This window comes from Bradyrhizobium sp. CCBAU 45394, assembly GCF_028128655.1.
GTDB classification, from domain to species: domain Bacteria; phylum Pseudomonadota; class Alphaproteobacteria; order Rhizobiales; family Xanthobacteraceae; genus Bradyrhizobium; species Bradyrhizobium diazoefficiens.
Genome location: NZ_LBIX01000004.1, coordinates 456,627 through 483,564, shown reverse-complemented (window position 1 = coordinate 483,564; position 26,938 = coordinate 456,627). Strand labels below are relative to the sequence as shown.

Sequence of the window (26,938 nt, the reverse complement as noted above, 5' to 3'; positions counted from 1 at the left end):
GCGACGAGCCCGGAATCCATTTACCCGCAGCTTCTGCCGCCCAATGGATTCCGGGCTCGCGCCTGTCGGCGCGCCCCGGAATGACAGAAGAGATGCGCGCAGCTGCTTCAACCTCGTCATTGCGAGCGTAGCGAAGCAATCCAGAATCGTTCCGCGGCGGGACTCTGGATTGCTTCGCTGCGCTCGCAATGACGGGGGAGATGGCGGCACATCGTGCATGCCACCCATGATGCCATTCTGCCAGTGTCTTGCCCGACGGGTCAAACGCTGGCGTCGCTGAAAAAAACTCAACGCCATCAACGCCGTTCTACTGTGCATGGGGTTGTTTTCGACTTTTTTATCGGAGCGGGCCTCCGCAGAAAAAGCCTACGGCTTCACCTCCACGGCCGGCTGCCCCTTCGGCGCCTTCTTCGACGCCCGCCAGTTCTCGAACCGCTGCACCACCACGAAGAACGCGGGCACGAACAGCACCGCGAGGCAGGTCGAGGCCAGCATGCCCGAGAACACGGTGATGCCGATCGACTTGCGGGCGCTGGCGCCGGCGCCGGTGGCGATCACCAGCGGCACCACGCCGAGGATGAAGGCGAACGAGGTCATCAGGATCGGGCGGAAGCGGGCGCGGGCCGCCTCGATCGCCGACTCCAGGATCGGCTTGCCGTCGCGGCCGTGCAGCTCCAGCCCGACCTCGACGATCAGGATGGCGTTCTTGGCCGACAGCGCGATCAGCAGGATCAGGCCGATCTGGCAATAGAGGTTGTTGTCGATCTTGAGGCCGTTGAGGATCAGCATCGGCCCGATCAGCGACAGCGGCACGGCGAGGATCACCGAGATCGGCGCGTACCAGCTCTCGTACTGGCCGGCGAGCACGAGATAGACCAGCAGCATGGCGAGGCCGAACACCCAGTAGATCTGGTTCGAGACCGCCTTCTCCTGGTACGACATCGCGGTCCATTCATAGCCGGTGCCGGGCGGCAGCGTCTTGTCCGCGATCTCCTCCATCAGCTTCAGCGACTGGCCGGACGAATAGCCCTGCGCCGGCAGGCCGATGATGGTCGAGGAGGGATAGAGATTGTAGAGGCTGATCAGCGACGGGCCGGTGGCCGGCGTGATCGTGGCCACCGTGCCGATCGGGATCATGTCGCCGTTCGAGTTGCGCACCTGCATGTTGGCGATATCGCGCTCGGCGACGCGGAAGGCCGGATCGGCTTGCGTATAGACCTGGAACACGCGGCCGAACTTGTTGAACTGGTTGACGAAGGACGAGCCGAGATAGGTCGACAGCGCCGAGAACACCTGATCGGTGGTGACATGCAAAGTCTGGGTCTTGACGCGGTCGATCTCGACGTTGAATTGCGGCACCGACGAGCGGAACGAGGACTGGACGCGCTGGAGCGCGCTCTGGCTCTGGCCGTTGCTGACCACCGCGCCGGTGATGGCCTGCAGCTTGGCGAAATCGCTGTTGCCGTCGCGCAGCTCGACCTGCATCGAGAAGCCGGCGGCGTTGCCGATGCCCTGGATCGGCGGCGGCGGCAGCACGATGGTGCGCGCCTCCATGATCACAGCGAGCTTGTCGTTCAGCCCGTAGACCAGCGAGCGCAGATCCTCGCCGGGACCTTTGCGCGCGTCCCAATCCTTCAGGATGATGTAGGCGACGCCGGCATTGGCAAGGCTCGCGCTGCTGTCGAGCGCGGAGATGCCGGCGATGGTGATGACCTGCTGGACGCCAGGCGTCTCCTTGATGATCTCGCTGGCCCGGTCGAGCACCTTCTGGGTCCGCTCCAGCGAGGCGCCGTCGGGCAGTTGGATGGCGGCGATCAGATAGCCCTGGTCCTCGATCGGCAGGAAGCCGGTCGGCACCCGCGACAGGCCGTAGCCGCCGATCCCGATCAGCACCAGCGCCACCGCGACCGACACCGTGGCGTGCCTGACCAGGAAGGTGATCAGCCGCGTGTAGCCGCGCTCGACGCGGTCATAGACGTTGTTGAAGCCGCGATAGAAGAAGTTGCGCCGCTCCGGCGGCACCGCCGGCCGCAGCCACAGTGCGCATTGCGTCGGCTTCAGGGTCGCCGCGTTGATGGCGGACAAGAGCGCGGTCGCCGCGATCACCAGCGCGAATTGCGAGTAGATGCGGCCCGTGAGGCCCGCCAGGAACGAGGCCGGCAGGAACACCGAGATCAGCACCAGCGTGATGCCGACGATCGGCGCGAATAGCTGGTCCATCGCCTTGATCGCGGCGTCGTGGCCGTTCATGCCCTGCTCGATATTGTGGGCGGCGCCTTCGACCACCACGATGGCGTCGTCGACGACGATTCCGATCGCCAGCACGATCGCGAACAGCGTGGACATGTTGATGGTGAAGCCGAGCGCCGCCATCGCGGCGAAGGCGCCGATGATGGTCACCGGCACGGTCGTTGCCGGCACCAGCATGGCGCGCCAGTCCTGCAGGAACACCAGGATCACGACCAGCACGAGCAGGCCGGCCTCGATCAGCGTCATGTAGACCTCGTGCACTGAGGCCTCGACGAATTTGGTTGTGTCGAACGGCGTGTCGTATTTGATGCCTTCCGGGAAGCGCTTGGCGAGCTCCGCCATCTTCTTCTCGACGGCCTGCTCGACCTGGAGCGCGTTGGCGCCCGGCGACTGGAACACGCCGATGCCGACGGCGGGCTGCTTGTTCAGCGAAAAGATCTGGCTGTAGGTCTGCGCGCCGAGTTCGACCCAGCCGACGTCGCGCACCCGCGTGACGTCGCCGCTGGTGCCTGACTTGACGATGATGTTCTCGAACTGGCTGGTGTCGTCGAGCCGGCCGTTGACGTTGAGCGTGTATTGGAACGCCTGGCCCGGCGGCGTCGGCGGCGCGCCGACCTGGCCGGCGGAGACCTGCTGGCTCTGCTGCTGGATCGCCTGGATCACGTCCTGCGGCACGAGGCCACGGACTTGCAGCTTGTTCGGGTCGAGCCACACCCGCATCGAATACTGGCCTGCGCCGAACACCGTGACGTTGCCGACGCCGGGCAGGCGCGAGAGCTCGTCGCGGATGTTGATGGTGGCGTAGTTGCTCAAATAGAGACTGTCGAACCGGGAGTCCGGCGAGGTCAGCGTCACGAACAGCAGGATCGAGGTCGATTTCTTCTGGACGGTGACGCCCTGGTTCTGCACGGACGTCGGCAGTTGCGACAGCGCGCTGGAGACGCGGTTCTGCACCAGCACCTGCGCGAAGTTGAGGTCGGTGCCGATCTTGAAGGTCACGGTCAGCGTATAGGTGCCGTCGGAGCCGCTGTAGGACTGCATGTAGAGCATGTCCTCGACGCCATTGACCTGTTGTTCGATCGGCAGGGCTACCGTGTCGATCACGGTCTTGGCGCTGGCGCCGGGATAGCGCGTGGTGACCTGCACGGTCGGCGGCACCACGTCGGGGTATTGCGCGATCGCGAGGTTGAACAGCGCGACGCCGCCGATCAGGATCATCAGCAGTGCGATGACGTTCGAGAGGACCGGCCGCTCGATGAAGAATTTTGAGATCATGGCAGGCAGCTCCTACTTGGCAGACGCCTGCGGCTGCTCGATCTTCGTCACTTGCGGGTCGATCTTCTGGCCCGGGATCACCCGCAGCAGCCCCGCGATCACGACGCGGTCGTCCGGCTTCAGCCCGCTCTCGATCACGCGCAGGCCGTTATCGGTGGGGCCGATCTGCACCTTGCGCTGCTCGACGACGTTGTCGCCATTGACCACCAGCAGATAGCGGCCGCCCTGGTCGCTGCCGAGCGCGGTGTCGGGAACGAGGAGCGCGCCCTTCTCCTGGTCGAAGGGCACGCGGACGCGGACGAAATAACCGGGCAGCAGCACCCGCTTGTCGTTGGGGACGAGGCCGCGCACGGCAAGCGTACCGGTCGACTGGTTGAGGGTCGGCGAGACGTAGTCGAGCTTGCCTTCATGCGGATAGCCGGTCTCGTTCTGGAGCCCGACTTGAATCGGAAATTGCTTGAGGTCGGTGGGCGTCAGTCCCCGGCGGGCCGCTTCGGCGCGGATGCGTAGCACGTCCTGCTCGTTGACGGTGAAGTTCACCCAGATCGGGTCCATCGCGACGATGGTCGCGAGCTGGGTCGGGGAGGAGACGCCGACGAGCTCGCCGATCGAGACCATGTGGGCGCTGACGACGCCGTCGAACGGCGCGGTGACCTTGGTGTAGCCGTAATTGACCTCGGCGATCCTGGTGTTGGCCTGCGCCTGCAGGAGATTGGCCTGCGCGTTTTCGCGCGTTGACGTCGAGGTGTCGAGGGTGGCCTGCGAGACCGCCTGCCGCTGCACCAGATCGCTTTGCCGCTTGAAGTCGGCCTCCGCCTGCCGGAGCGAGGCCTGGGCGCCGGCCTCGGCCGCCTGGGCCTGCTCGAGCTTCAGCTTGTAGGTCTCGGGCTCGATGGTAAAGAGCTGGGTGCCCTGCTTGACGAAGGTGCCGTCCTGGTAGTCGATCGACTGCAGGAAACCCTGCACGCGCGCCACCAAGTCGACATTCTTGATCGGCGCGGTGTTGCCGGTGGCCTCGACATAGCGCGTCACCGGCCGCTGCACGGGCGTCGCCACGTCCACCTTGGGCGGGGGCGGAGCCACGTAGGCGTTCTTGTCCTCGCAGCCGGCGAGCGCGATCACGGCGGCCGTGGCGGCTAGCGCCCGTCCAACATGTCTCCACGCTCCATTGCGATGTGCGGGAGATGCGGGATTCGCGCGCGTCATTCGGTGGCCCCCGATTGCTGTCTGTCGGTGCGGCAGGCTACCAACAAATGTCCGGCCGTGGAACACCATAGCCATGGCGGTCGTCGGCCTTGCACGGCGAACGGCGGTGTGGCCTTTGACAGGTTTGTCATGACAAACCGCTTTTCACCGCGCGCACGATCGACCAGAATTGTGTCAAAGGTCGTGTGGCGGAAGCGAAGCGGTCGGGACGACGAGAACAAGAAAACGCGAGGAGAACATGACATGTCCGCGTCCGTCCAATCGGCCCTCTCCGGTCTCGTTCTCGCGGCGGCGGTTGCCATGCCCGCGCTAGCCGATGGGCTGAAGGACGAGATCGCGCCGACCGGCAAGCTGCGGGTCGCGATCGCAATCAGCCCCGCAGGCGGCGCATTCTGGTCGACCAGGACGGAGACCGGCTATGCCGGCGTGCCGGTGGACCTCGGCAAGGAGATGGCGGCCCAGCTCGGCGTTGGTGTCGAATATGTCGTGCACCAGAACTCCGGACAGATCACCGACGCAGCCAGCAAAGGCACCTGGGATGTCACCTGGCTGCCAAAGGACCCCGAGCGCGAGAGCAAGATGATGTTCGGGCCGATCTACGAGGTCGCGGACGCCACCTACATCGTCAAGGCTGGTTCGAACGTGACCAGTTTTGCCTCGCTCGACCAGCCCGGCATCAAGGTCGCGGCCGTCAACGCCACTACCACCATGCGTGGCGCTGTCGCGCATCTCAAGAACGCTGAGGTCACCGGCTATCAGACCTATGATGAGATCTTCGGCCTCCTGAAGAACGGCGAGATCGACGCCTTTGCGCTGTCGCGGGACCAGCTCAACAAGATGGCGCAGAAGATTCCGGGTACAAAGGTGCTGGACGAGACGTTCAAGAAGACGGTGACGGCCGTCGCGGTGCCGTTCGGCCACAGCCTGGCGCTGACCTTCGTCACCAAATTCATGAACGAGGCGACGATCAACGGCACCTTGCGCAAGGCCTATGACAACAATGGCCTGAAGGATTCTCCGATCCGCACCGAGTAGACGCCCGCTGTGGCGGACTCCTCACCATGAGGGTCGAGGAAGGCAGCTTCGGGCAAATCGCCCGTGTAGAAAATCTTGTCTGAACAACTGCGCAAAGTGTCTCTTGCGTCAAACTGACACAGCTCTGTCATCGCGCGCCATTAACGTTCCCGGGGTCGGCGTCAATCCTTCGGGGCAACACAACAATGAAATCCAGATTTCTGACGACGGCCGCGATTTTCGCGGCCGCGACGGCACTCGCATGCGCCATGCCTGTTCTCGCGGACGATTTCGGTCGGGACCGCGATCATGATCACGATCGTCACCGTCATTCGCATGACATCCACACCGAGACGCCGATCAAGCATCTCGTGATCATCTTCAACGAGAACCGCTCGTTCGACCATTATTTCGCGACCTATCCGAACGCGGCCAATCCGTCCGGCTCTATACCCTTCGTGCCGAAGCCGCACACGCCGAAGGTCAACAACCTCGTCACGGCGAACCTGCTGGTCAACAACCCGAACAACAGCCCGGCCAACGGCACCGGCGCGACGGATCCGTTCCGTCTCGACCGCACCCAGGCCAACACGCGCTCGCAGAACCATGCCTACACGCCCGAGCAGCAGGCGGTGGACAACGGCAAGGAAGACCTGTTCCCGAAATTCACCGGCCGCGGCACGGCCGGCGGCGCCGGCGCGTTCGGCACCAACGGCCAGGTGATGGGCTATTTCGACGGCAACACCGTCACGGCCTTCTGGAACTACGCCCAGCACTTCGCCATGAGCGACAATCACTGGACCGACACGTTCGGTCCGTCCACGCCCGGCATGCTGGAAGTGGTCTCCGGCCAGACCAACGGCGCGCAGAACGTCGTCGGTACCTCGTCCTCGATCGCCGACGGCCAGGGCGGCCTGACGCTGATCGGCGACACCGATCCTGCCTACGATTCCTGCTCGAGCACGACCAGCACCGTGCTGATGACCAGCAAGAACATCGGCGATCTGCTCAACGACGAGCGCATCAGCTGGGGCAGCTTCATGGGCGGCTTCGACCTGACGCTCAAGAACGCCAACGGCACCACCGGTTGCGGCCGCAGCACCTTCTCGAGCAACGTCAACGGCACCATCGTGGACTACAGTCCGCACCACGCCTTCTTCCAGTACTACAAGTCGACCGCCAACCCGACCCATGCGCGGCCGAGCTCGGTCCAGGCGATTGGCCATACCCACGACTTCAACGGCAAGGTTGATCCGGCCAACCACAACTACGATCTCGAGGACTTCTACGCCGCGGTGAAGGCCGGCAACTTCCCGGCCGTCTCCTACATCAAGATGCCGGCCTTCCAGGACGGTCACGCCGGCAATTCCGATCCGCTCGACGAGCAGGTGGGCAATGTCGAGCTGATCAACTTCCTCCAGAAGCAGCCGGAGTGGCGCGAGACCGCGGTCATCATCACCTATGACGACTCCGACGGCTGGTACGATCACCAATACGTCGCGCCGAAGAGCGCCTCCTACGATCCGACCGCCGACCAGGTCAACGGTCCGGGCCTGTGCGGTCTCGGCCCGCAGAAGCAGCCGGCGCCGAAGGGGCTTAGCGGCAAGCCGGTGAACGGCCGCTGCGGCCCGGGCACCCGCGTTCCCTTCATCGTGGTCTCGCCCTATGCGAGGACGAACTTCGTCAGCCACACCTACATCTCGCAGGCCTCGGTGGTGCGGTTCATCGAGGACAATTGGCTGCGCGGCCAGCGTCTCGGCGGCGGCTCGTTCGACGCCAGCGCCGGGTCGATCATGGACCTGTTCGACTTCGATCATGATCATCGCCACGATCTCCGGGTGGACGCACTGTTCCTCGATCCAACTTCCGGCACTGTCATGACCAGCCCGCCGGACGAGCACCACCACCACTAGGACGCAAGGTCATATGAACAGCCGCACCATGTGGCTTTTCGGCGCCGGCCTGCTTTGTCTGGCCGGCGCCGTCCTTGTCGTCGCGACGCAGGGATTTGCGGAAGCAAATCCCGCGGGTGCGAATCCGAACCCGGTTCGTCTCATGCGTCCGCCGGCCGCTCCGCTCTCGGCGATGGCGCAGCTCGGCAGGGAGATTTTTTACGACGCCTCGCTGTCGTCCTCGGGCGCGCTGTCATGCGCGTCCTGTCACAGCCCGGATCACGCCTACGGTCCGCCCAATGACGGGCCGGTCATGCTCGGCGGCGCGACCTTGTCGCGCCCGGGCGCACGCGCGGTGCCGTCGCTGACATATCTCGATCGCCATCCGAATTTCAGCATCGGCCCCGACAAGGGTGACGACGACAACGTCGTCGACCTCGCGCAGATGGCCGCGCTCGGCCAGCTGGCTGCGCGCACCACCAAGACCGCGGGCGGTAGCGGCGCGTCAGCGAACATCGTTCCGCAAGGCGGCCTGTTCTGGGACGGCCGCGCCGACACGTTGCAGGACCAGGCGCTGTTTCCGCTGCTCGATCCCAACGAGATGGACGGCGGCCGCGCCGAGATCGTTGCAGGCAAGCTGCGCCGCGCGTCTTACGCCACCCGCTTCGTCGAGCTGTTCGGCGCTGGTGTGCTGAAGAATCAACGGCTCCTGATCGCGGAGGCGATGTTCGCGGTGGCGCGCTATCAGGTCGAGGAGCCAAGCTTTCATCCCTACACCAGCAAGTACGATTACTGGCTCGAGGGCAGGGCGCGGCTGTCCGAGAGCGAGCTGCGCGGGCTGCAAGCGTTCAACGATCCCGACAAGGCCAATTGCGCCGGCTGCCACACCTCGGCGCCGACCCGCGACGGGCTGCCGCCGCTGTTCACCGATCACCAATACGAGGCGCTCGGCGCCCCGCGCAACGCCGAGCTTGCCAACAATCGCGACCCCAATTATTTCGACCTTGGCGTTTGCGGCCCGCATCGCACCGACATGCCCGAGCAGACCCAATATTGCGGCATGTTCCTGACGCCGACGCTGCGCAACACCGCGGTGCGTCACGCCTTCTTCCACAACGGCGTCTTCCGCAACCTCGAGCAGGTGCTCGACTTCTACAATTTCCGCGACACCAATCCGGAGAAGGTCTTTCCGCGCGCCGCCGACGGCACCGTGCTGAAGTACGATGACCTGCCGCAAAAATATCACGCCAATGTCGACGTCACCGATCCGCCGTTCGATCGTCGCCCCGGCGACAGGCCGGCGATGACCGAGCAGGACGAGGCCGACATCATCGCGTTCCTGAAGACGCTGACGGACGGCTACAAACCGGAAAATTAGGGCGTGTGTGTATAAAAGCGGTCTGGGCGTGCGGGGGGCGCCGGCGCCACCAAGGCCTCGGCCGTGGTCGCCGCGGTTGAGCCAAAAGAGTCGGTTGTCGCCTGCATGAACACGCTGGCCGTTGCCACGGCGTGTCGCGGCTATATTCAAAAGAACTCGAGCGAAGGAAAGTGATTGACCAGTCTGTCCCAGAGCGAGAACGGTGGCCGTGGCTGCCTTTTGGCATCCCTGAGGGATAGACACCGCGGTGCCAGTCTCATCCCGTAATAAAGGTTCGCTCCGGAGACGCTCTGACCGCCCTGTATGCTGACAGTCGGATCGAAATTATTCTTTATCAGGTCTGTCGTTTGTTCCACGGAGCCCGCCGCTGAATTGTCGTAGGCCGCCACGTATTTCGTCGACGCCTTGAGGACCCGCTGTCCCTGGCAAACGTACTCGCCGTTTTCCAGATACCGTTTCACTTCCCGATCACAGGACTCGCGACGGAACAGCTCCTCAGCGATGATTGATAGGTCTTCAAGTGAGATCTCCAGCACTTGAACGTCATCGAGCTCCAGCTTTACAGCTTCCGCCAATTTTGCATCGGTATGTGACTGAATCGAACGCACGACTTTTGAGTCGAGCGAATATTGCGTCTTTCGTAGTTCGGAGGTGACTTGGGTTGCAGAAGATGACGTGCGGGTGACGCCAACCAGTCGCTCAGGCGAGACTTCGCACAGCATGTCGTAATCCTGGCCGTTCGGAGAGACATGATAGATGGAGCCTGGAGCGCGCAGGAGCACCGGCGGCGTTATCGGGTGAAAGCCGATAGCGGTGATTGCTTCGTTGAGTTTATTTGGGGGCGTGTGGTGACGTATCGCAGCCACGGATGCCAGTGGTGCGATGCTCACGATCGTCACTAATGCCCCCCACTTGATCAATGGGCGCATTGGAATTCTCCGCCGATTATCCGCAACAATAGTTTCCGCAGGGGCGCGCGCATGCGTTGGCCGAATCTGCCGGAATAGCCGTCGCGAATGCGGCGAGAGCAAAGATCAAAAGCAGTGCTGCGAACTTCATGACCTGTCCTCCTATGGGTTGACAGATGTTCGCTCGACTTGACGTCCGGAAACCCATGACGACTTGGCGCCGGGAAGCGAGACATCTTCTCGCCAAGCTACGCGCGGCATGGGGCCGCCGATATGAACCAGCTCACACTCTATCTAGAATTGTGGCGGGTGATCTCGCCCTTCTGCATGTCGTCGTTACCAAGGAACGACCGCTGTCGGTCACAAGACGATATCAAGATTATGAGTCTGCCCTAGCTCGTCATGCCCGCGTGCCACGCGGCGAGCACGTCCTTCTCGTCGTCGCTGGTGAGACCGATGACCGGCCCGTTGCCGGCGCGGAGCCAGTCGAACGTATCGCGCACGGTGGCGGCCACCGGGCGCGAGGTCAATCCGGCCTCGCGTGCCGGCGAGGTGTCGCGTGTCAGGAAGCCGGCGAAGTCGGGCAGGGGCAGCCACATCGGCAGTGATCGCGGACCTGCCCAGCGCCGTACGTCATGCGCTTCCAGGAAGGCGCGATCGACCCAGGTGAAGGTGCAGGCGGAGTTCAGCGCGGATGCACATTCGGTCAGGAATTCGCCGCGCGTGCGCACCGGTCCAATCCCGTCATAGATGCCGGTCAGGCCAACCTCGGCCGCATGCACGATCCATTGTGCGAGATCGCGCACGTCGATGAACTGGACGGCATCGTCAGGCGCTCCCGGCGCCAGCACCTCGCCGCCGCGCGCAAGCCGGGCCGGCCAGTACGCGAACCGTCCCGTCGGATCCTCCGGCCCGGCGATGAGGCCGGCCCGGCAGATGAAGGCATCAGTGCCGACGGCCTGCTCGCACGCGACCTTGGCGGCGCCATAAATGGCGTCGGTGCTGTGCTCGACGTCTTCGGCCATGGGCTCGCGCAGCGGCGCCGTGTCGGCGCGTTGTCCCGGTATGCGGTTGTCTGCGTAGACGCTGATCGTGGAGACGAAGGTCCAGTGCATGCCCGGCCGCTTCAGCGCCGCGACGGCGCGGCGAACCTGGCCGGGATGACGCGAGACGTCGACGACGGCATCGAATGTCTCACCCGCGAGCGGCGCGAGACCGTCCGCGACGTCGCGATCGATCCGGATCAGTCGGCTGCCTGCCGCGATCGGCCCGGCGAGACCGCGGGCGGCGCAGGTCACGTCGTGACCGTTGGCGCAGGCATGGGCCGCAATCGCGCGTCCGAGAAACTGGCTGCCGCCAAGGATGAGGATGCGCATGAAACTGCCCGTGCTGCTGATGAGATCACGAGCCTACTACGTCCGGTAGCGGTTACAACCGATGCCTCAGTGCGCCCTGATCTCCGCGTATTTCGCCATCGCCTTCTCGAACTTCCGGTTGAACAGCCACATCGCAGCGAGAATCTCGCGGAAGCTTGCCGAGCTGCGCGATCTGTCGGCCTGGCCGAACGCGAAGATGCTGTTGTTGCGCAAGTGCCTCATGATCGTGGGGCTCGACACCCGGTAGTTCAGGAGATCGCCCGATTTGAGCGCGGACCGCGTCGGGGTGGGAACGATCTGGATCAGCTCGAACAGCTTCATCTGGTCGATCGGGTCGGGCAGCGTCTTCACGATTCCCGGGATCTCCCGGAACAGATCGGCATGCGCGTTCATCAGGCCGTCGCGCACATTGGTCCAGTGATTGAAACGGTGATCGGTGCCGCGGGCGCGTGCCTCTTCCCTGTCGTCACGCGCGGCCAGCGCGGGATCGGCCGCCGCGATCTCGCTCTTGATAGACTCCCATTTCCTGCGGCCGTTGCGGTCCTCGGACGGGCCGGTCTGGAAGCTGCCCATATAGGTGTTCGAGCGCGCATTGCGGACGTTCTGCTTGCCGTTGGTCTCGGCAAAGAACAGCCCGAGGCTGATACGTCCCGCAGCTTCGGCGTGGCCAGGCGCAAGTCCCTTGGCGCGCGCGATAGCGACTGCGAGATCGACGACGTCCTTGAACGGCGTCGGCGAGTTCTGCGCGCCGGCGGGCGGCGCCTCCATGATCTCGAAGAGTCCAGCATATTCGTCGACCAGCGGCTCGATGTCGGCGTCGAAATAGGCCGGCGGAATCTCGAACTTGTTGGGCTTTCCGATCCGCGACGGCATGGCGTCGGTGAGATCCTTGTAAGCACTGATGACCGCGACGCGTGCCAGATAGAGCGCCTGTCCCGGCAGGTTCGGCAGCGGCTCCTTCGCCGCGATCTGTCGGCGCCGCTCGGCAAGGATGGATTTGAAATCGCCGAGCGCGCGATCGTAGGTGGCGAGCGCCTCCGATTGCCTCGCCGTGAGCGTTTGTGCCTGGCTCGCCGTGAACGTCGTGAGGATCAGCCCAAGCACCGCCAGGGCTGCGGCGGCGTGACATCGTCGTCCCATGGCGGGTTCCCGTGTGCCGGAGATTCGTCGATCATGGGATCGTAAACATCAAACGCGCGGACTGGCGAGTTGCAAATCCCGCTCAGCCCGGGTTCTCCGACCTTACGCTGTGGCCCGGTAGTCCGGCGCCGTCGCCAGGAACTTCGCATAGGCATCCGCATCCGGCGGCTGGAAGTGTCCGGCGAGCCCGCCGCGCTTCTGGTTCTTGGCGCCGATATCGGCCATCAGCTCGTCGAAATGGCGATAGTGATAGGGCGCGACGCACAAGCCGCCATAGACGCCGGCGGCCGGCCGCTCGACGCGCTTGAAGTGCAGCATCATCTCGATGTTGTCGCGCATCGCCTGCGCCGTCGGCTGGTTGGCGAGCTGGCCGTCGGCGTAGCGCACCAGCCAGTTGGCGGCGAGGTCGGCGCACAGCACGGTGCAGAACGAGGAGTTGAAGCCGACGAAGCCCAGCTCCGGCAGATCGGGGTTGGCGATCAGCCGGTAGAGCCGGTACTGACCGTCCGCGTCGACCAGTTTCTGCTGATAGGCCGCGGGCAGGAACGGCACGCCGAGCTTGTAGCCGATCGCGAGCACCGCGACGTCGGCGCCGACGCGCTCGCCGCCGCTCATCACGATGCTGTCGCCCTCGTAATGATCGAACGTGCCGAACACCGCCTTGATGCGACGGTCCGCGACCATCGGATAGAAGCCCGGCGTTGCGATCGGCACCGAGCAGTTGACGCCGTCCTCGATCCGCTCTTTCGGTACCATCTTGCACGGGCCAAGCTTGAGCTGCGCCTTCAACAGGCTCTCCAGCCCGCGCCAGTTCGCCCAGATCAGGGGCGCTGCGATGCGGTGTGCGAGCCGCGCCATCGCGCTGGCGCCCCAGCCCGGAAACATCTCCTCCTGCGCACGGATGTAGAGGATGCGCTTGAAGTTCACGAGGCCGCCGATGAAATAGGGGATCCGCCAGACCGGCTCGCGCATCACGATGGTGACTTCGCGTGCGCCTGATTTCACCGCGTTCACCGCGATGTCGGTCGCCGATTTCGAGCCGCCGAGCACGACGACGCGGCGTCCTTTCGCCAGCGTCGGATCGCTGTATTTCGACGAATGCAGGATCTGGCCGCCCTGCGCCAGAAAGCCGTCCTCGCCCGGGCAATGCAGCTCGCGCGGCTCGTTGAACTGCCCGATGCAGACCGCGACGAAATCGAAATCCTCGTTCGTCGCCTTACCGTCCTTGGTGGTCAGCGCGAGCGTCCAGCCCGGCTTCCCGTCGGCGCGGCGCGCCATGCCGGCGACCTCGGTGTTGAGGCGCAGCATGCGGTCGAGGCCGAAGCTTTTGGCGTAGTCGGCGAGATAGGCGTGGACCTGCGGCCCGGTCGGCCATTCCGGATAAGCGTCCGGCATGGCGCGATCGGTGTAGCGGTAGAGATCCTTCGGGCTCTGGGTCTGCACGTCAGGGTAGGAGCGCGCAGGCTCCCAGACGCCGCCGAGATCGCCGCTGCGCTCGAGAATGGTGACGCGGTGGCCGCGGCTGGAGAATGCCTTTGCGGCGGCGAGACCGGAGACTCCGGCGCCGATCACGCAAACATGCTTGGGACTGACCATGGGATTGCTCGCAATCAGGGTGTTTCGCGCGCAAGCGGCCACGTTCGGCCGCAAGGTGCGGCCGGCGGGGCTGCAAGCTGATGATAGGCGACGGGGAGGCGGCTGCCTCGAGCATGATCCGGAAAAGTGTGAAGCGGTTTTCCGAAAAGATCATGCTCAAACAACAGCTAAAGCGCGGCGATCGCGCTTTAGTCGTTGGCCTCGGGTGGCAGGAAGTCGACCTCGTGCAGTGCCGAGATGCGCACGACCTCGGCTGGGTCGGTCAGATTGTGGAGCTGGTTGAACAGCGCCTCCAGCTTCTGCATCGGCGAGACCCAGAACAGCGCGCGGCAGGGCTTGTCGGATTTGTTGAAATAGCCGTGCGGGATGCCGCGCGGCATGCGCACGAGGTCGCCGGCATGGGCCTTGACCCAGACGCCGTCGAGCTTGAGGTCGAGCGTGCCCTCCTGCACCAGGATGAACTCGTCCTGGGTCGGATGGATGTGCACCGGCACGAACTGGCCGGGATCGCTGTTGGTCTCGAACGCGAAGGTGGAGTCGGTGACGGCCTTGGGGAAATAGACCTGACCAAGGATGTTCCAGCTCTTGCCGCCATAGCCCGTGCCAACAGCGGTTATGCCCTTTTCGAGTGCAGTCATGGCTCGCTCCTCATGGATTCCGGCGAGGATGGAGCTTCGGCCAGCGACCGGCTGCCTGTCTATCCGCTAAACGAATCCGGATGGAGCTTTTGCCATGCAGCACGACGATTTTGCGACGCGGCCCTTTCCGCGTCCAGGGAACTATTATAGGCTTAAAGCAATTCCGTGACGCGAAGCGTGGTCGACGATGTCCGCAGCCGTGCTGGAAATGAGCGCAAGTGCGTCCGCAGCAGAACGGCTTGCGGACTTTGCCCGCGTCGCCACCGATGATGTCGATGAGGCGGCCGAGCAGATTGGACGCATCTTCTGTCCGCACGATCTCAAGCCGGCGCAGGCGCGGGCGGCCGGCTTCTCCGCCCGGCACAATTGCGCGGCGTTCGACGGCTTTTCCATCAACTACGTTACCTATGGCGGATCGGTCAGCATCGATCCCGGCTGCCTCGAGCGCTTCTTCCTGCTGCAGGTTCCGCTCACGGGCACCGCCCGCATTCGTGCCGGCGCCGGCGAATTCGATGCCGTACCGGACCGGACGGCGTCGCTGCTGTCGCCGACGATCCCGACCCGGATGATGTGGAGCGACTGTGCCCAAGTGATCCTGTTGCTTGACCGCCGCATGGTCGAGCAGCGCGCCGCGGCCTTGTCGGGGAGGGTCGCGGGCACGGTCGAGTTCGATCCTGTGATCGACCTGGACGCGCCGTCGGGGCGGGCCTTGCGGACCAGCCTTGGCGGGCTGATGACGCTCGCCGAACGTCTTGGCCCCTCCGGCAGGCTTTCACCGGTCGCGACCGCCGATTGGCGGGAGGCGCTGCTCGATCACCTGCTCAATGGCCAGCGTCACGGCCTGTCGGATGCGATCAGGACGTTCTCGGGGCAAGCCGAGCGTCTGCCGCGTGCGCTTCGCGTCGCGCGGGACCGTCTTGCGGACAATGCCGGCGAGCCGCTCGACCTTGCGCAGCTTGCCTGCGCCGCCGGGATCGGCATCCGCGCGCTCCAGCTCGGCTTCCGCCGTCATTTCGGGGTTTCGATCTCGGAGATGCTGCTCGACATGCGCCTCGCTGGTCTGCACGCCCGGCTCGCGCAGGCCCGGCCCGATGCCTCCATCACCGAGATCGCCTTCGATCTCGGCTTCACGCATCTCGGCCGCATGGCCGGCGCCTATCGTGAAAAATTTGGCGAGACGCCGTCGGCAACGCTGCGGCGAAGGATGAGCTAGCGCAGAGAGCTACTTTCGCGACCGCGTCGTGCCGCTGTCTTCAGCTGCTTGCCTGCGCAAAAAGCCCTCGACATCGGCCTGCACCGAGTAGGGTGTCGGGATCGGGTCGCCCACGGAATCGACGGCGGTGTCGAGAGAGCGGCGCAGCATGCGCGCGAGCTCGGCCTTGCGATAGGGTTTTGTCAGAAGCGGGGCGCCCTTCGTGGCGCGGCCCTGCGCGTGCATCGAGTCGTAGGCGTATCCGGAGGTGAACAGCACCCGCAGGGACGGCCGCGCGGCCACCATCTGCTCGGCGAGTTCGCGTCCGTTGATGCCGCCGGCCATCACGATGTCGGTGAACAGCAGGTCGAACGCCTTGCCCTCAGCGGCGATGGCGAGCGCTTCGGTCGCGTTGGCGGCGGGGATGACCTTGTAGCCGAGGCTCTCGAGCTGGACCGTGACGTATTGGCGGACGTCGCGATCGTCCTCGACGCAGAGGATAGTCTCCTGTCCGCCCACGACCTTGCGATCGTCATAGCCGGCGGGGCGCAGAGTGCTGGTCTCGGCCTTCGGCAGATAGATCGTGAATGTCGTGCCGCGGCCTTCCTCGGACGCGACCTTGATGCCGCCGCCGGATTGCTTGACGAAGCCGAACACCATGCTGAGCCCGAGCCCCGTGCCCTTGCCGACCTCCTTGGTCGAGAAGAACGGATCGAAGATCCGCTCCAGGATCGCCCGCCGGATGCCCGTGCCGGTGTCGGCGATCTCGATCTCGACATAGTCGCCGGCATAGCCGGCGCCGACCGCCACGGCCTCGCGCACGCCGAACACGACGTTGCGTGTGGTCAGGGTCAGCCTGCCGCCGTCCAGCATGGCATCGCGGGCGTTGATCGCGAGGTTGAGCAGCGCCGAGCTCAGCTGGCCGCGGTCGACGAAGGCGAGCCAGACCTTGCTGTCGAGCTTTGTCACGATCTCGATCTTCTTGTCGAAGGTCGCCAGCAGCAGTTTGGCGAGCTCCTCGAGCAGTTCGTTGACGTCGATCTCCGTCGGCTGCAGCGCCTGCTTCCTTGCAAAGGACAGCAGGCTCGAGGTCAGCGCGGCGCCGCGATCGGCGGCCTCGCTGATCAGCTTGGTGATGGTCGCAAGCGGCGGATTGTCCTTCACGGCGTCGGCAAGGATCTCGATCGTGCCGGTGATCACGGTGAGCATGTTGTTGAATTCGTGCGCGATGCCGCCGGTGAGCTGCCCGACCGCCTCCATCTTCTGGGCCTGTATCAGCTGCTCCTCGGCGGCGCGCTTCTGGGTGATGTCCTTGACGAAACTGTTGATGATGGTGCGCCCGCCAAGCCGGAGGGCCGTGCCCGACGCCTCGACCAGGATCGCATCGCCGTTCCTGTGCAGCAGGCTCACCTCGAAGCGAATGCCGATTGGCGTATCCGACAGTTCCGGCAGCAGCCGCATCATGCGCTGCCTGAAGCCGGCGCGGAGCGGCTCGGCGACGAGGAGGTCGACGACGTCGGCGCCGATGGCCTCCTGCCGCGACCATCCGGTCAGGGCTTCGGCCTGAAAGCTCCATTCCACGACGATGCCGCGTTCGTCGGTCTGAATGAAGGCGTCGAGCGCGGTCTTGATGACGGCTTGCGTCATCTGTGCGCTCTCGGCGACGGCCTTCGCCCGATCGGCCAGTTGCGCGGCAGCCCGCTCGGCTTGCGACGTCTCGATCGCGCTCGTGCAGAGACGCGCGAGCAGCACCGCAACGACACCGCTCGCCATCAGGGCGATGAGCTGGGCCATGCCGAACCCGCGCGGGCCGGCGGTGCCGGTCATGGCATAGGAAGCGAGAAGGAGTGCGGCGGTCACGACGACCTGGGTGGCCATCGCAAATGTCACAACCCCCCTGAGTTTCATGGTCTCACACCCAAGACGCCAGCCGCGGACCGTAACGGCCCCGTCCTGTCGAGGAGTCCGCCATTATGTGAGCTACAGATTCCGTGCGTTTCCGTCGAGGGGCAATTTCAGGTGGCGCGGGACGGCCGGCCGTCCCGGAAACGAGGCCCGGCCTGCCTCGGGCTTCAACCCGCCGGCGAATCGGTCTGGCGCAATGTCGTCACCCAGATCACGCGCGCCGTCTGCTGGGTCGGGTTGTCGAACATGTGCGGCACGATGCTCGGGAAACGAAAACTGTCGCCGGCCTCGAGCACGTGGGCCTGGTTGTCGAGCCACAGCCGCAGGCTGCCGGACAGGATGTAGCCGGCCTTCTCGCCGGTGTGCTGCAGGAAGTCGGTGCCGGACGAGGCGCCGGGATTGAGCGTGAGCTCGTAGAGTTCGAGCTGGCCCTTGCCATCCGGGGTGAGCGCTTCCTTGACGACGCCGCTCGCGGTGAGGCGCAGCAGGCGGCGGCTGTTCTTGCGCACGATGTAGCGCTGCACGTCGCCGGGATCGGTGGTCTCGAAGAAATAGGAGATCGGCACGTCGAGCGCGATGCTGAGCAGGCGCAGCGTGCGGATCGACGGCATGGCGCGCGCGCGTTCGAGCTGGCTGATCATGCCGTTCGACAGGCCGGTCTTGTTGGCGACGTCCTGGATCGAGAGGCCGGCGCGCTGACGCAGCAGCCGTACGGTTTCGCCGAGGCGCTGGTCGACCGCATCGTCGGCCTCGATCGTCGGAGCGTCCTTCGGACCGTTGGTATCGCCGCGACCATCCATGTCGCTCTCCCATGCATCATCTCAGCCTTGGACCGCATCGGTCCGAGGCTTCAGTCGGAGTGAAAAGGTCGCGCATACTAGCAATGCGATTGACAGCTGTATTTAGTCATGATGAACTTTTGATCGAAAAATTTAGAAGCACTAAAGCCCACTCCTGTCCCCTGCCGGGGTCTCGGGGCGCGGGAGACGGTGCCGTGTGCGACAACGGAGAGTGGGTCATGGCAAACGACACCGGCAGGTTCGGCGTTGGGGCAGTGCATCTCGGTAGTCCGAATCGCCGTCAATTCTTCCAGCTCGGGGCCGGCGCCGCGGCGGGATGGAGCCTCGCAGGCAATGCCTTCGCCCAGACCGAGCGCCCGACCAATCCGCCGGACAAGCCGCGCGGGCAGGTGATTGCGGCGCTGTCGCAGGAGCCGACCGTCTTCCATCCGCTGATGCCCGGCATCGAGGTCGATCAGGGCGTCTGGTGGCAGGTGTTCTCGCTGCTCTGGTACATCGATCCCGAGGGCAATTTCGTTCCCGATCTGGCGCGCGAGGTCCCGGCCATCGAGAATGGCGGCCTGTCGGCCGACGGCCTGACCTGGAAGATCAAGCTGCGCAGCGACGTGAAGTGGCATGACGGCACGCCGTTCACGGCGGACGACGTGAAGTTCTCGCTCGAGCTGATCAACAATCCCGATTTCCGCGCGCGCAGCCGCGTCGGCCACAGCCTCGTGAAGGACATCAAGGTCGTCGCGGCGGACGAGATCCACTGGCGAATGGAAGCTCCCTATTCGCCCTATATGTCGATCCTGGGATCGCTGACCTTCATCGTGCCCAAGCACATCCTGGAGAAGGTGTCAGATCCGAACGCCTCGCCGTTCCACAATGCGCCTGTCGGCACCGGACCGTTCCGCTGGGGTGAGCGCGTGCCCGGCGACCACATCCTCCTGAATGCCCACACCGGCTATCACGGCAAGGGGCCGTACGTCGAACGCGTGGTGTTCAAGTACATCCCCGACCTCACCGTGCTCTACACCCAGTTCCGCACCGGCCAGGTCGACTACACCGGCCTGCAAGGCATCCTGCCGAACTTCGTGCAGGAGGCGAAGACGCTGAAGGGCCGCAAGATCTTCGTCTCGGCGACGTCCTCGGTGGAGCATATCGCGCCCAACCTGGATTTCGGTCCCTTCGCCGACCGCGCGGTGCGCGAGGCGCTCTATCTCGCCATCAACAAGCAGGCGATCATCGACGCGCTCTATTACGGCCTGCCGACGCAGACCGAGAGCTTCGTGCCGCAGCAGGCGTGGTCGTTCCAGAAGGGCCTGCCGCAGCACAAATACGATCCCGCCAAGGCCAATGCGCTGCTCGATGCGGCGGGATGGGTTCGCAGCTCCAGCGGCGTTCGCGAGAAGGGCGGCGTCAAGCTCGAATTCACCAACTCGACGACGTCAGGCAATGCGGTGCGCGAGCAGACCCAGCAGCTCCTGGTCCAGGACTGGCGCGCGATTGGTGCTGCGATGCGCGTCAACAACATGCCGGCGGCGGTGATCTGGGGCGACTTCTGGCAGCAGTCGAAGTTCAACTCGGTGCTGGTTTCGGTGAACTTCATGCTGGGCAGCGACCCCGACGTGACGCCGCGCTTCGGCTCCGGCGCCATTCCCGCCAAGGGTGGCCGCGGCTACAACACCTATCAGTACCAGAGCCCGGAGGCCGATCGTCTTCTCGCCGAAGGCGCCAAGCAGTTCGATCTGTCGCAGCGCAAGACCACCTATGGCGATCTGCAAAAGCTGATCCGCAACGACCTCGCGATCCTGCCCATGTTCCAGGGCTTCATCGCCGAAGGCGTGAAGGAAGGGCTGCAGGGTTTCCGTCCCAACATCAACACCTCCATCAATTGCTGGAACATCCGCGAATGGTACTGGGCCTGATGGATCCGGCTCGCTGGATCGCCTGAGATGGCCCGTTATGTCGTCAATCGCCTGGCGCAGGCGATCATGCTGCTTGTGATCGTCTCGGCGATCGGCTTCGCCCTGCTGCATCTGGCGCCGGGCGGTCCGCTCTCGCAATTTGCCGCCTCCGCGCAGATGACGCAGGAGGATCTCGACCGCGTCACTAGGCAGCTCGGCCTCGATCGGCCGCTGCCGATCCAGTATCTCGACTGGTTCGGCCGCATGCTGAAGGGCGATTGGGGCAAGTCCTACCGCGACGGCGAGGCGGTGCTGTCGGTGATCTCCTCGCATCTCGGCGCAACGCTGGAGCTGATGGCGACGGCGACGATCATTGCGGTGCTGCTCGGCTGCTGGATCGGTATCCTTGGCGCGCTGCGCCGCTACTCGCTGTTCGACACGCTCGCAACCGTCGGCGCCATGATCGCGCTGTCGATCCCGACCTTCTGGTTCGGTCTCGTCACCATCTACGTGTTCTCGGTGAAGCTCGGCTGGCTGCCGGCCGGCAACCGCGAGACCGTCGGCGACGGCTCCTTCCTCGACCTGCTGCATCATCTGATCGCGCCGGCCCTGGTGCTGGCGCTGGTCGAGACCGCGATGTGGGGCCGCTTCATGCGCTCCTCGATGCTCGAGGTCATCAACCAGGATTACATCCGCACCGCGCGCGCCAAGGGCATGCCGGAATGGCGGATCCTCACCGTGCACGCGCTTCGCAATGCGCTGCTGCCGATGATCACGGTGGCCGGCCTCCAGTTTCCGACGCTGCTCGGCGGCGCGCTGGTCGCCGAGACCGTGTTCACCTGGCCCGGCATGGGGCGTCTGTTCCTCGATTCCATCGGCTACCGCGACTATCCCGTGGTGATGGGCATCCTGATGTTTTCGGCGACCATGGTGCTGATCGGCTCGCTGCTCGCCGACATCCTCTATGCCGTCGTCGATCCGCGCATCCGGGTGGGTTAGCGATGACGAGCGCGCTTCTCTCCACCGACCAGCTCGCGCCCGGCCAGGCCGCATGGCGGCGCTTCCGCCGGCACCGGCTCGCGCTTGCGGGCGCCGTGATCATCCTCGTTCTCGTCCTCGGCTCTGCGTTGGGTCCTTACCTGCTGCCGTTCGACGACACCTATATCGACATCATGAAGCGGTTCGCGCCGCCGCTCTCGGGCGCACACATCCTCGGCACCGACGAGCTCGGCCGCGACGTGCTGGCGCGGCTGATGATGGGCGGACGGGTGTCGCTCTCGATCGGCATCGTCGCGATGGTGATCGCGATGGCGGTCGGCATCGCCGTCGGCGCCTTCGCCGGCTTCTATGGCGGCGTGGTCGGTGCGGTCCTGATGCGGCTCGTCGACGCCGTGCTGTGCTTTCCGACCATCTTCCTGCTGCTTGCGCTCGCCGCGCTGACCGAGCCCGGCCTCGTCACCACCACCGTGCTGATCGCGGCGACCGCCTGGATGAGCGTTGCCCGCGTCGTCGAGGCCCAGGTTCGTTCGCTCAGGGAGCGCGAGTTCGCGGTCGCCGCCGTCGCGTTCGGCTCGTCGAACCTGCGGATCATGTTCCACGAGCTCGTGCCCAACGCGATCGCGCCGATCGTGGTCGCGGCGACGCTGAACGTCGCCAAGGCGATCCTGCTCGAATCCTATGTCAGCTATCTCGGCTACGGCATCCAGCCGCCGGCCGCGAGCTGGGGCAACATGCTCAACAACGCGCAGATCTATCTCACCAGCGCGCCGTGGCTCGCCATTGCGCCGGGCCTCGCCATCACGCTCGCGGTCACGAGCTTCAACTTCCTCGGCGACGGCCTGCGCGACGCGCTCGACCCGCGAATGAACATCCCATGACGAGCAAGAGCTCGATCGAACTGAAGTCCAGGAGTGTCCGATGTCCCCGCCGCTCAACCGTATAAATAGCGACGAACGCCTGCCGGCGCAGGCCGACGTCGTCGTCATCGGCGGCGGCGTCATCGGCGTCTCGGCTGCCTATCATCTGGCGAAGAAGGGGCTTTCCGTCGCGCTCGTCGAGAAGGGGCATGTCGGCGGCGAACAGTCGAGCCGCAATTGGGGCTGGTGCCGCCAGCAGGGCCGCGCGCGTGAGGAGATTCCGCTGGCGCGCGAGGCGCTGCGGCTGTGGGAGGACATGCAGAACGACGCCGGCGTCGATGCCGGCTTCCGCCGCACCGGCGTCTTGTTCCTGACCAAGAGCAAGGACGAGCTCGCCGGCTGGGAACGCTGGGCCGCGATCGCGCGCGAGCAGCAGGTGCATTCCACCGTCCTGACGCCGGCGGAGGTCGCCGAGCGCATGCCCGGCAATGCCGACAAGTGGGTCGGCGGCCTGCACACGCCGAGCGACGGCCGCGCCGAGCCGTCGATGGCCGTGCCCGCGCTTGCGACTGCCGCGCGAAAGCACGGCGTTACGATCCACCAGGGCTGCGCCGCGCGCGGGCTGGAGACGACCGGCGGGCGGGTCAGCGCCATCGTCACTGAGAAGGGCACCATCCGCGCGCAATCCGTGCTGCTGTCGGGCGGGGCATGGTCGTCGCTGTTCTGCCGCCGTCACGGCATCGAGCTGCCGATCGGTCTCGTCAACGCCACCGCGTGCCGGACCACGCCCGGGCCGGAGATCACGTCGGGTGCACTCGGTACCGATTTTTACTGCATCCGCCGCCGGCTCGACGGCGGCTTTACGCTGGCGCTGCGCAACCGCGGCACGGTCGAGCTGTCGCCCGATCTGTTCCGCTACGCGCGCACCTTCTGGCCGACCTATCTGCATCGCCGCAACGGACTGAAGATGTCGTTCGGCAAGTCGTTCTTCGACCAGCTCATGCGCGGCACCAGCTGGAGCCTCGACAAGCCGTCGCCGTTCGAGACCGAACGGGTGCGCGATCCCGCGCCCGACATGTCGCTGGTCAATGCGGCGCTATCAGCGCTGATCAAGTCCAACCCCGAATTGAAGGACATCAAGATCGCGGAAGCCTGGGGCGGCACGATCGACTGCACGCCCGATACGATCCCGGTGATCTCGCCGGTCGATGCGCTGCCGGGCTTCTTCCTCGCCACCGGCTTCTCCGGCCACGGCTTCGGCATCGGCCCTGCGGCCGGCAAGCTCGCCGCCGACATCGTGACCGGCTCGACGCCGCTGGTCGATCCTGAGCCCTACAGCCACAAGCGCATGATCGACGGCCGCCGGCTCGCGCCGGTCAGCCCGTTCTGAGGGCCTTGGCCGCATGACGGTTCTCTACAAGGCCAACATGGTGCGCGGCGCGGAGTGGGCGCGCTTCTTCGCGGAGCGCGCGCCGCATCTGCCGTTCCGGCTCTGGCCCGACATCGGCGATCCCGCCGAGGTGCGCTATCTCGTGGCGTGGGTGCCGCCTGACAACATCGCGGCGACCTTTCCAAACCTCGAGCTGGTCTTCTCGGTCGGCGCCGGCGTCGACCAGTTCGACGCCAGCAAACTTCCACCGCACATCCCGCTGGTGCGCATGCTGGAGCCCGGCATTGCCGAGACCATGGTGGAATACGTCACCATGGCCGTGCTCGCCCTGCATCGCGATCTCCTGCACTTCATCGCCCAGCAGAAGGAACAGGTCTGGCGCGAGATCCGGATCACGCCGGCGAAGCGGCGGCGTGTCGGCGTGATGGGGCTCGGCCAGCTCGGCCGGGCCGTGCTCGAACGCCTCAAGGCGTTCGGCTTCCCGCGTCTCGGCTGGAATCGCTCGCCGCGCGAGATCGAGGGCGTTATCTGCCATGCGGGCATGGCCACCTTGCCCGATTTCCTTGCGCAGACCGACATTCTCGTCTGCCTGCTGCCTCTGACCGATGAGACAAGCGGGATCCTGAACGCGGACCTGTTCGCGCGCCTGCCGCGCGGCGCCTCCCTGGTCAATGTCGGGCGTGGCCCGCATCTCGTCGAGGCCGATGTCCTCGCGGCTCTCGACAGCGGCGCACTCTCGGGGGCTGTCCTCGACGTCACCGATCCCGAGCCACTGCCGGCGGGCCATCCATTCTGGAGCCATCCGCGCATCCTGCTGACGCCGCACAACGCCAGCATGACCACGCCGGATACGGCCGTCGACTACGTGCTCGACGTCATCGCACGTCACCGTCGCGGCGAAGAGTTGCCGGGGCGGGTTGATCGCAGCCGTGGTTACTGAGGGGGGATGGTGATTTTGACATCGGTGCGGCCACGGGCTCAGTTCACCTCTCCCGCTTGCGGGAGAGGTCGGCGCGTAGCGCCGGGTGAGGGTTCTCGCCTCTTGGGGGTTCTCGATTGTAGAGACACCCTCTCCCCAACCCTCCCCCGCAAGCGGGGGAGGGAGCGCACCGTCTGCGCGGCATGTGCAGGGGGCTTTGCATGAGTATCGGTGCGAGCGGAGCTCACAAAGTGATCGCCGACGCGCAGGCACCTGTGCTGTCGGTTGCCGGCCTCGTCACCTCCTTCATGATCGAGCGGCGATGGATTCCCGTCGTGCGCAATGTGTCATTCGACGTCGCGCCCGGGGAGACCGTGGCAATCGTCGGAGAGTCGGGCTCTGGCAAGAGCGTCACGGCCCTCTCGATCATGCGGCTCATTCCGAGAGACATCGGCCGCGTCGAAGGGCGCGTCACGCTCGCCGGCCGCGATCTCCTCGCGCTGCCCGAAGCGAGCATGAAGGACATCCGCGGCAACGACGTTGCCATGATCTTCCAGGAGCCGATGACGAGCCTCAATCCGGTGCTCACCATCGGCTTCCAGATTGCGGAAGCGCTGATCCAGCATCGCGGCATGTCGCGGGCGGCGGCCGAGGCCGAGACCGTCCGGCTGCTCGATCGCGTCTGCATCCCCGCCGCGAAATCTCGCTTCCACGAGCATCCGCACCGCTTCTCCGGCGGTATGCGCCAGCGCGTGATGATCGCGATGGCGCTGGCCTGCAAGCCGAAACTCCTGATCGCCGACGAGCCGACCACCGCGCTCGACGTCACGATCCAGGCCCAGATCCTGGAGCTCCTGAAGGAGCTCCAGCAGGAAGAGGGGATGTCGATCCTCTTCATCACCCACGACATGGGCGTGGTCGCGGAGATCGCGGACCGCACGGTCGTGATGTATGGCGGGCAGGCGGTGGAGACCGATGCGACTTCGCGCATCTTCGCCGCGCCCTCGCATCCCTACACCCGCGCGCTGCTCGCGGCGGTGCCTCGCCTCGGCTCGATGGACGGGCGTCCGCGGCCGATGCGGTTTCCGATTGTCGACAAGGTCACCGGCACCTCGGATGAGCCGACCGAGACACCGGATACGGTCTCGACTGCCGAGCGCCCGCTGCTCGAAGTCTCGAACCTCACCACGCGCTTTCCGATCCGCTCGGGATTGTTCGGCAAGGTCTCCGGCCGCGTCCACGCGGTCGAGAACGTCTCCTTCACCTTGCACGCCGGCGAGACGCTGGCGCTGGTCGGTGAATCCGGCTGCGGCAAGTCGACGACCGGCCGCTCGATCCTCAAGCTGCTCGAGCCGGACAGCGGGACGGTTCTGCTCGACGGCCAGGATGTGCTGGCGATGAACGGCCGCACCTTGCGCGACTTCCGCAAGCAGATGCAGATCGTGTTTCAGGATCCGTTCGCGAGCCTCAATCCGCGCATGTCGGTGGGCACGGCGATCGCAGCGCCGCTGCTGGCCAACGGCCTCGCCACCGCTGCGCAGGGGCGCGACAAGGTCGCCGACCTGCTCGTGCGCGTCGGCCTGACCGCCGACATGGCCGCGCGCTTCCCGCACGAATTCTCCGGCGGCCAGCGCCAGCGCGTCTGCATTGCGCGCGCGCTCGCGCTCGGGCCGAGGCTGATCGTCGCGGACGAGGCGGTCTCGGCGCTCGACGTCTCGGTGAAGGCGCAGGTCGTCAACCTGATGCTCGACCTTCAGGCCAGCATGGGCCTTGCCTACCTCTTCATTTCCCACGACATCGCGGTGGTCGAGCGCATGAGCCACCGGGCCGCGGTGATGTATCTCGGCGAGATCGTCGAGATCGGCCCGCGCGCAGCCCTGTTCGGCAATCCGCAGCATCCCTATACGAAGAAGCTGATGGCCGCCGTGCCGGTCCCCGATCCCGCGCGCCGCGGCACCAGGCGCGAGGCCTCCAACGACGAGATCAGGAGCCCGGTGCGCGCGCCGGACTACCAGCCGCCGGTGCGGCAATATCGCGAGGTCTCGCCTGGTCACGTCGTCCAGGTGTGGGGCGAGGAGTGGTCGGCCTGAGGCGCGCAGGATGCGGTACGTTTCCGATGACGTGACCGAACGCATGAGTTGACGTGTACGAAGCAGGCAAGTGTAGATAGGTTTGATGTCGGCGAAAGCGCCGGGCAGATGCGGACTCGTCCTCCGGAAATCGTGACCGGATCGAGCGACAGGGAGCTGCGGAATGTGAACGATCTCATATTCCATCACACTCTTCTCGAGCTACCAATTCCGCAAGAAATTGC

19 protein-coding genes are annotated in these 26,938 nt (G+C 65.2%); 10 read left to right on the top strand and 9 right to left on the bottom strand.

Annotation, left to right across the window (positions count from 1 at the left end; genetic code table 11):
- Positions 1-366: 366 nt before the first annotated feature.
- A complete protein-coding gene (locus WN73_RS03025; protein WP_271551390.1) occupies positions 367-3,525 on the bottom strand; it encodes an efflux RND transporter permease subunit in 3,159 nt (1,052 codons plus the stop codon).
- Between the two features lie 12 nt (positions 3,526-3,537).
- Positions 3,538-4,731 (bottom strand): efflux RND transporter periplasmic adaptor subunit, encoded by a 1,194-nt coding sequence (locus tag WN73_RS03020; protein WP_028174566.1) that lies wholly within the window; start codon positions 4,729-4,731, stop codon positions 3,538-3,540.
- 243 nt (positions 4,732-4,974) lie between these two features.
- Between WN73_RS03020 and WN73_RS03015 the strand changes: the two genes are divergently transcribed.
- The 3 genes from WN73_RS03015 (at position 4,975) to WN73_RS03005 (ending at position 9,015) form a co-directional block, all read left to right on the top strand.
- Positions 4,975-5,766 carry an ABC transporter substrate-binding protein gene (locus WN73_RS03015; RefSeq protein WP_271551389.1) on the top strand — a complete coding sequence of 264 codons (792 nt, stop codon included), beginning with the start codon at positions 4,975-4,977 and terminating at the stop codon, positions 5,764-5,766.
- Positions 5,767-5,951: 185 nt separating this feature from the next.
- Positions 5,952-7,658: a phospholipase C gene (locus WN73_RS03010; protein ID WP_271551388.1), complete on the top strand. Its 1,707-nt coding sequence runs from the start codon at positions 5,952-5,954 to the stop codon at positions 7,656-7,658.
- A gap of 13 nt (positions 7,659-7,671) precedes the next feature.
- On the top strand, positions 7,672-9,015 hold the full coding sequence (locus tag WN73_RS03005; RefSeq protein ID WP_271551387.1) for a cytochrome-c peroxidase: 1,344 nt from the start codon (positions 7,672-7,674) through the stop codon (positions 9,013-9,015).
- A gap of 146 nt (positions 9,016-9,161) precedes the next feature.
- On the opposite strand, the gene WN73_RS03000 is transcribed toward WN73_RS03005, so the two are convergent.
- The 5 genes from WN73_RS03000 to WN73_RS02980 form a co-directional block, all read right to left on the bottom strand.
- Positions 9,162-9,944, bottom strand: coding sequence for a hypothetical protein (locus WN73_RS03000; protein ID WP_039185849.1), 783 nt, complete (start codon positions 9,942-9,944; stop codon positions 9,162-9,164).
- Between the two features lie 371 nt (positions 9,945-10,315).
- Positions 10,316-11,299, bottom strand: coding sequence for an SDR family oxidoreductase (locus tag WN73_RS02995; RefSeq protein WP_060908673.1), 984 nt, complete (start codon positions 11,297-11,299; stop codon positions 10,316-10,318).
- Between the two features lie 66 nt (positions 11,300-11,365).
- Complete coding sequence (locus tag WN73_RS02990; protein ID WP_060908672.1) at positions 11,366-12,439, bottom strand: hypothetical protein; 1,074 nt, start codon at positions 12,437-12,439, stop codon at positions 11,366-11,368.
- 102 nt (positions 12,440-12,541) lie between these two features.
- Positions 12,542-14,035, bottom strand: a complete 1,494-nt coding sequence (locus WN73_RS02985) for a flavin-containing monooxygenase (RefSeq protein WP_271551386.1) — start codon at positions 14,033-14,035, stop codon at positions 12,542-12,544.
- A gap of 188 nt (positions 14,036-14,223) precedes the next feature.
- On the bottom strand, positions 14,224-14,673 hold the full coding sequence (locus tag WN73_RS02980; RefSeq protein ID WP_011089457.1) for a cupin domain-containing protein: 450 nt from the start codon (positions 14,671-14,673) through the stop codon (positions 14,224-14,226).
- A gap of 187 nt (positions 14,674-14,860) precedes the next feature.
- Between WN73_RS02980 and WN73_RS02975 the strand changes: the two genes are divergently transcribed.
- The gene (locus tag WN73_RS02975) at positions 14,861-15,886 is read left to right on the top strand and encodes an AraC family transcriptional regulator (RefSeq protein ID WP_271551385.1); all 1,026 of its coding nucleotides are present in this window, start codon (positions 14,861-14,863) and stop codon (positions 15,884-15,886) included.
- Between the two features lie 9 nt (positions 15,887-15,895).
- Here the strand turns inward: WN73_RS02975 and WN73_RS02970 are convergent, their stop codons facing one another.
- Positions 15,896-17,773: an ATP-binding protein gene (locus WN73_RS02970; RefSeq protein ID WP_011089455.1), complete on the bottom strand. Its 1,878-nt coding sequence runs from the start codon at positions 17,771-17,773 to the stop codon at positions 15,896-15,898.
- A gap of 164 nt (positions 17,774-17,937) precedes the next feature.
- On the bottom strand, positions 17,938-18,570 hold the full coding sequence (locus WN73_RS02965) for a cupin domain-containing protein (protein ID WP_028174575.1): 633 nt from the start codon (positions 18,568-18,570) through the stop codon (positions 17,938-17,940).
- Between the two features lie 218 nt (positions 18,571-18,788).
- Here WN73_RS02965 and WN73_RS02960 point away from each other — a divergent pair, with 218 nt between their 5' ends.
- The 6 genes from WN73_RS02960 to WN73_RS02935 all read left to right on the top strand — a co-directional run bounded on the left by WN73_RS02960 (position 18,789) and on the right by WN73_RS02935 (position 26,714).
- Positions 18,789-20,480, top strand: a complete 1,692-nt coding sequence (locus WN73_RS02960) for a peptide ABC transporter substrate-binding protein (RefSeq protein WP_271551384.1) — start codon at positions 18,789-18,791, stop codon at positions 20,478-20,480.
- Between the two features lie 27 nt (positions 20,481-20,507).
- Positions 20,508-21,458, top strand: coding sequence for an ABC transporter permease (locus tag WN73_RS02955; RefSeq protein WP_271551383.1), 951 nt, complete (start codon positions 20,508-20,510; stop codon positions 21,456-21,458).
- Positions 21,459-21,460: 2 nt separating this feature from the next.
- A complete protein-coding gene (locus WN73_RS02950; RefSeq protein ID WP_271551382.1) occupies positions 21,461-22,336 on the top strand; it encodes an ABC transporter permease in 876 nt (291 codons plus the stop codon).
- 40 nt (positions 22,337-22,376) lie between these two features.
- The gene (locus WN73_RS02945; protein WP_271551381.1) at positions 22,377-23,705 is read left to right on the top strand and encodes an NAD(P)/FAD-dependent oxidoreductase; all 1,329 of its coding nucleotides are present in this window, start codon (positions 22,377-22,379) and stop codon (positions 23,703-23,705) included.
- Between the two features lie 13 nt (positions 23,706-23,718).
- On the top strand, positions 23,719-24,645 hold the full coding sequence (locus WN73_RS02940; protein WP_271551380.1) for a 2-hydroxyacid dehydrogenase: 927 nt from the start codon (positions 23,719-23,721) through the stop codon (positions 24,643-24,645).
- A 200-nt stretch (positions 24,646-24,845) separates the two neighbouring features.
- A complete protein-coding gene (locus WN73_RS02935; protein WP_271551379.1) occupies positions 24,846-26,714 on the top strand; it encodes an ABC transporter ATP-binding protein in 1,869 nt (622 codons plus the stop codon).
- Positions 26,715-26,938: the final 224 nt, after the last annotated feature.

Excerpts from the sequence above, each read along its gene's own strand:
- WN73_RS03025 (WP_271551390.1), bottom strand. The coding sequence starts at position 3,525 with ATGATCTCAAAATTCTTCATCGAGCGGCCGGTCCTCTCGAACGTCATC.
- WN73_RS03020 (WP_028174566.1), bottom strand. The coding sequence starts at position 4,731 with ATGACGCGCGCGAATCCCGCATCTCCCGCACATCGCAATGGAGCGTGG.
- WN73_RS03015 (WP_271551389.1), top strand. The coding sequence starts at position 4,975 with ATGTCCGCGTCCGTCCAATCGGCCCTCTCCGGTCTCGTTCTCGCGGCG.
- WN73_RS03010 (WP_271551388.1), top strand. The coding sequence starts at position 5,952 with ATGAAATCCAGATTTCTGACGACGGCCGCGATTTTCGCGGCCGCGACG.
- WN73_RS03005 (WP_271551387.1), top strand. The coding sequence starts at position 7,672 with ATGAACAGCCGCACCATGTGGCTTTTCGGCGCCGGCCTGCTTTGTCTG.
- WN73_RS03000 (WP_039185849.1), bottom strand. The coding sequence starts at position 9,944 with ATGCGCCCATTGATCAAGTGGGGGGCATTAGTGACGATCGTGAGCATC.
- WN73_RS02995 (WP_060908673.1), bottom strand. The coding sequence starts at position 11,299 with ATGCGCATCCTCATCCTTGGCGGCAGCCAGTTTCTCGGACGCGCGATT.
- WN73_RS02990 (WP_060908672.1), bottom strand. The coding sequence starts at position 12,439 with ATGGGACGACGATGTCACGCCGCCGCAGCCCTGGCGGTGCTTGGGCTG.
- WN73_RS02985 (WP_271551386.1), bottom strand. The coding sequence starts at position 14,035 with ATGGTCAGTCCCAAGCATGTTTGCGTGATCGGCGCCGGAGTCTCCGGT.
- WN73_RS02980 (WP_011089457.1), bottom strand. The coding sequence starts at position 14,673 with ATGACTGCACTCGAAAAGGGCATAACCGCTGTTGGCACGGGCTATGGC.
- WN73_RS02975 (WP_271551385.1), top strand. The coding sequence starts at position 14,861 with ATGTCCGCAGCCGTGCTGGAAATGAGCGCAAGTGCGTCCGCAGCAGAA.
- WN73_RS02970 (WP_011089455.1), bottom strand. The coding sequence starts at position 17,773 with ATGAAACTCAGGGGGGTTGTGACATTTGCGATGGCCACCCAGGTCGTC.
- WN73_RS02965 (WP_028174575.1), bottom strand. The coding sequence starts at position 18,570 with ATGGATGGTCGCGGCGATACCAACGGTCCGAAGGACGCTCCGACGATC.
- WN73_RS02960 (WP_271551384.1), top strand. The coding sequence starts at position 18,789 with ATGGCAAACGACACCGGCAGGTTCGGCGTTGGGGCAGTGCATCTCGGT.
- WN73_RS02955 (WP_271551383.1), top strand. The coding sequence starts at position 20,508 with ATGGCCCGTTATGTCGTCAATCGCCTGGCGCAGGCGATCATGCTGCTT.
- WN73_RS02950 (WP_271551382.1), top strand. The coding sequence starts at position 21,461 with ATGACGAGCGCGCTTCTCTCCACCGACCAGCTCGCGCCCGGCCAGGCC.
- WN73_RS02945 (WP_271551381.1), top strand. The coding sequence starts at position 22,377 with ATGTCCCCGCCGCTCAACCGTATAAATAGCGACGAACGCCTGCCGGCG.
- WN73_RS02940 (WP_271551380.1), top strand. The coding sequence starts at position 23,719 with ATGACGGTTCTCTACAAGGCCAACATGGTGCGCGGCGCGGAGTGGGCG.
- WN73_RS02935 (WP_271551379.1), top strand. The coding sequence starts at position 24,846 with ATGAGTATCGGTGCGAGCGGAGCTCACAAAGTGATCGCCGACGCGCAG.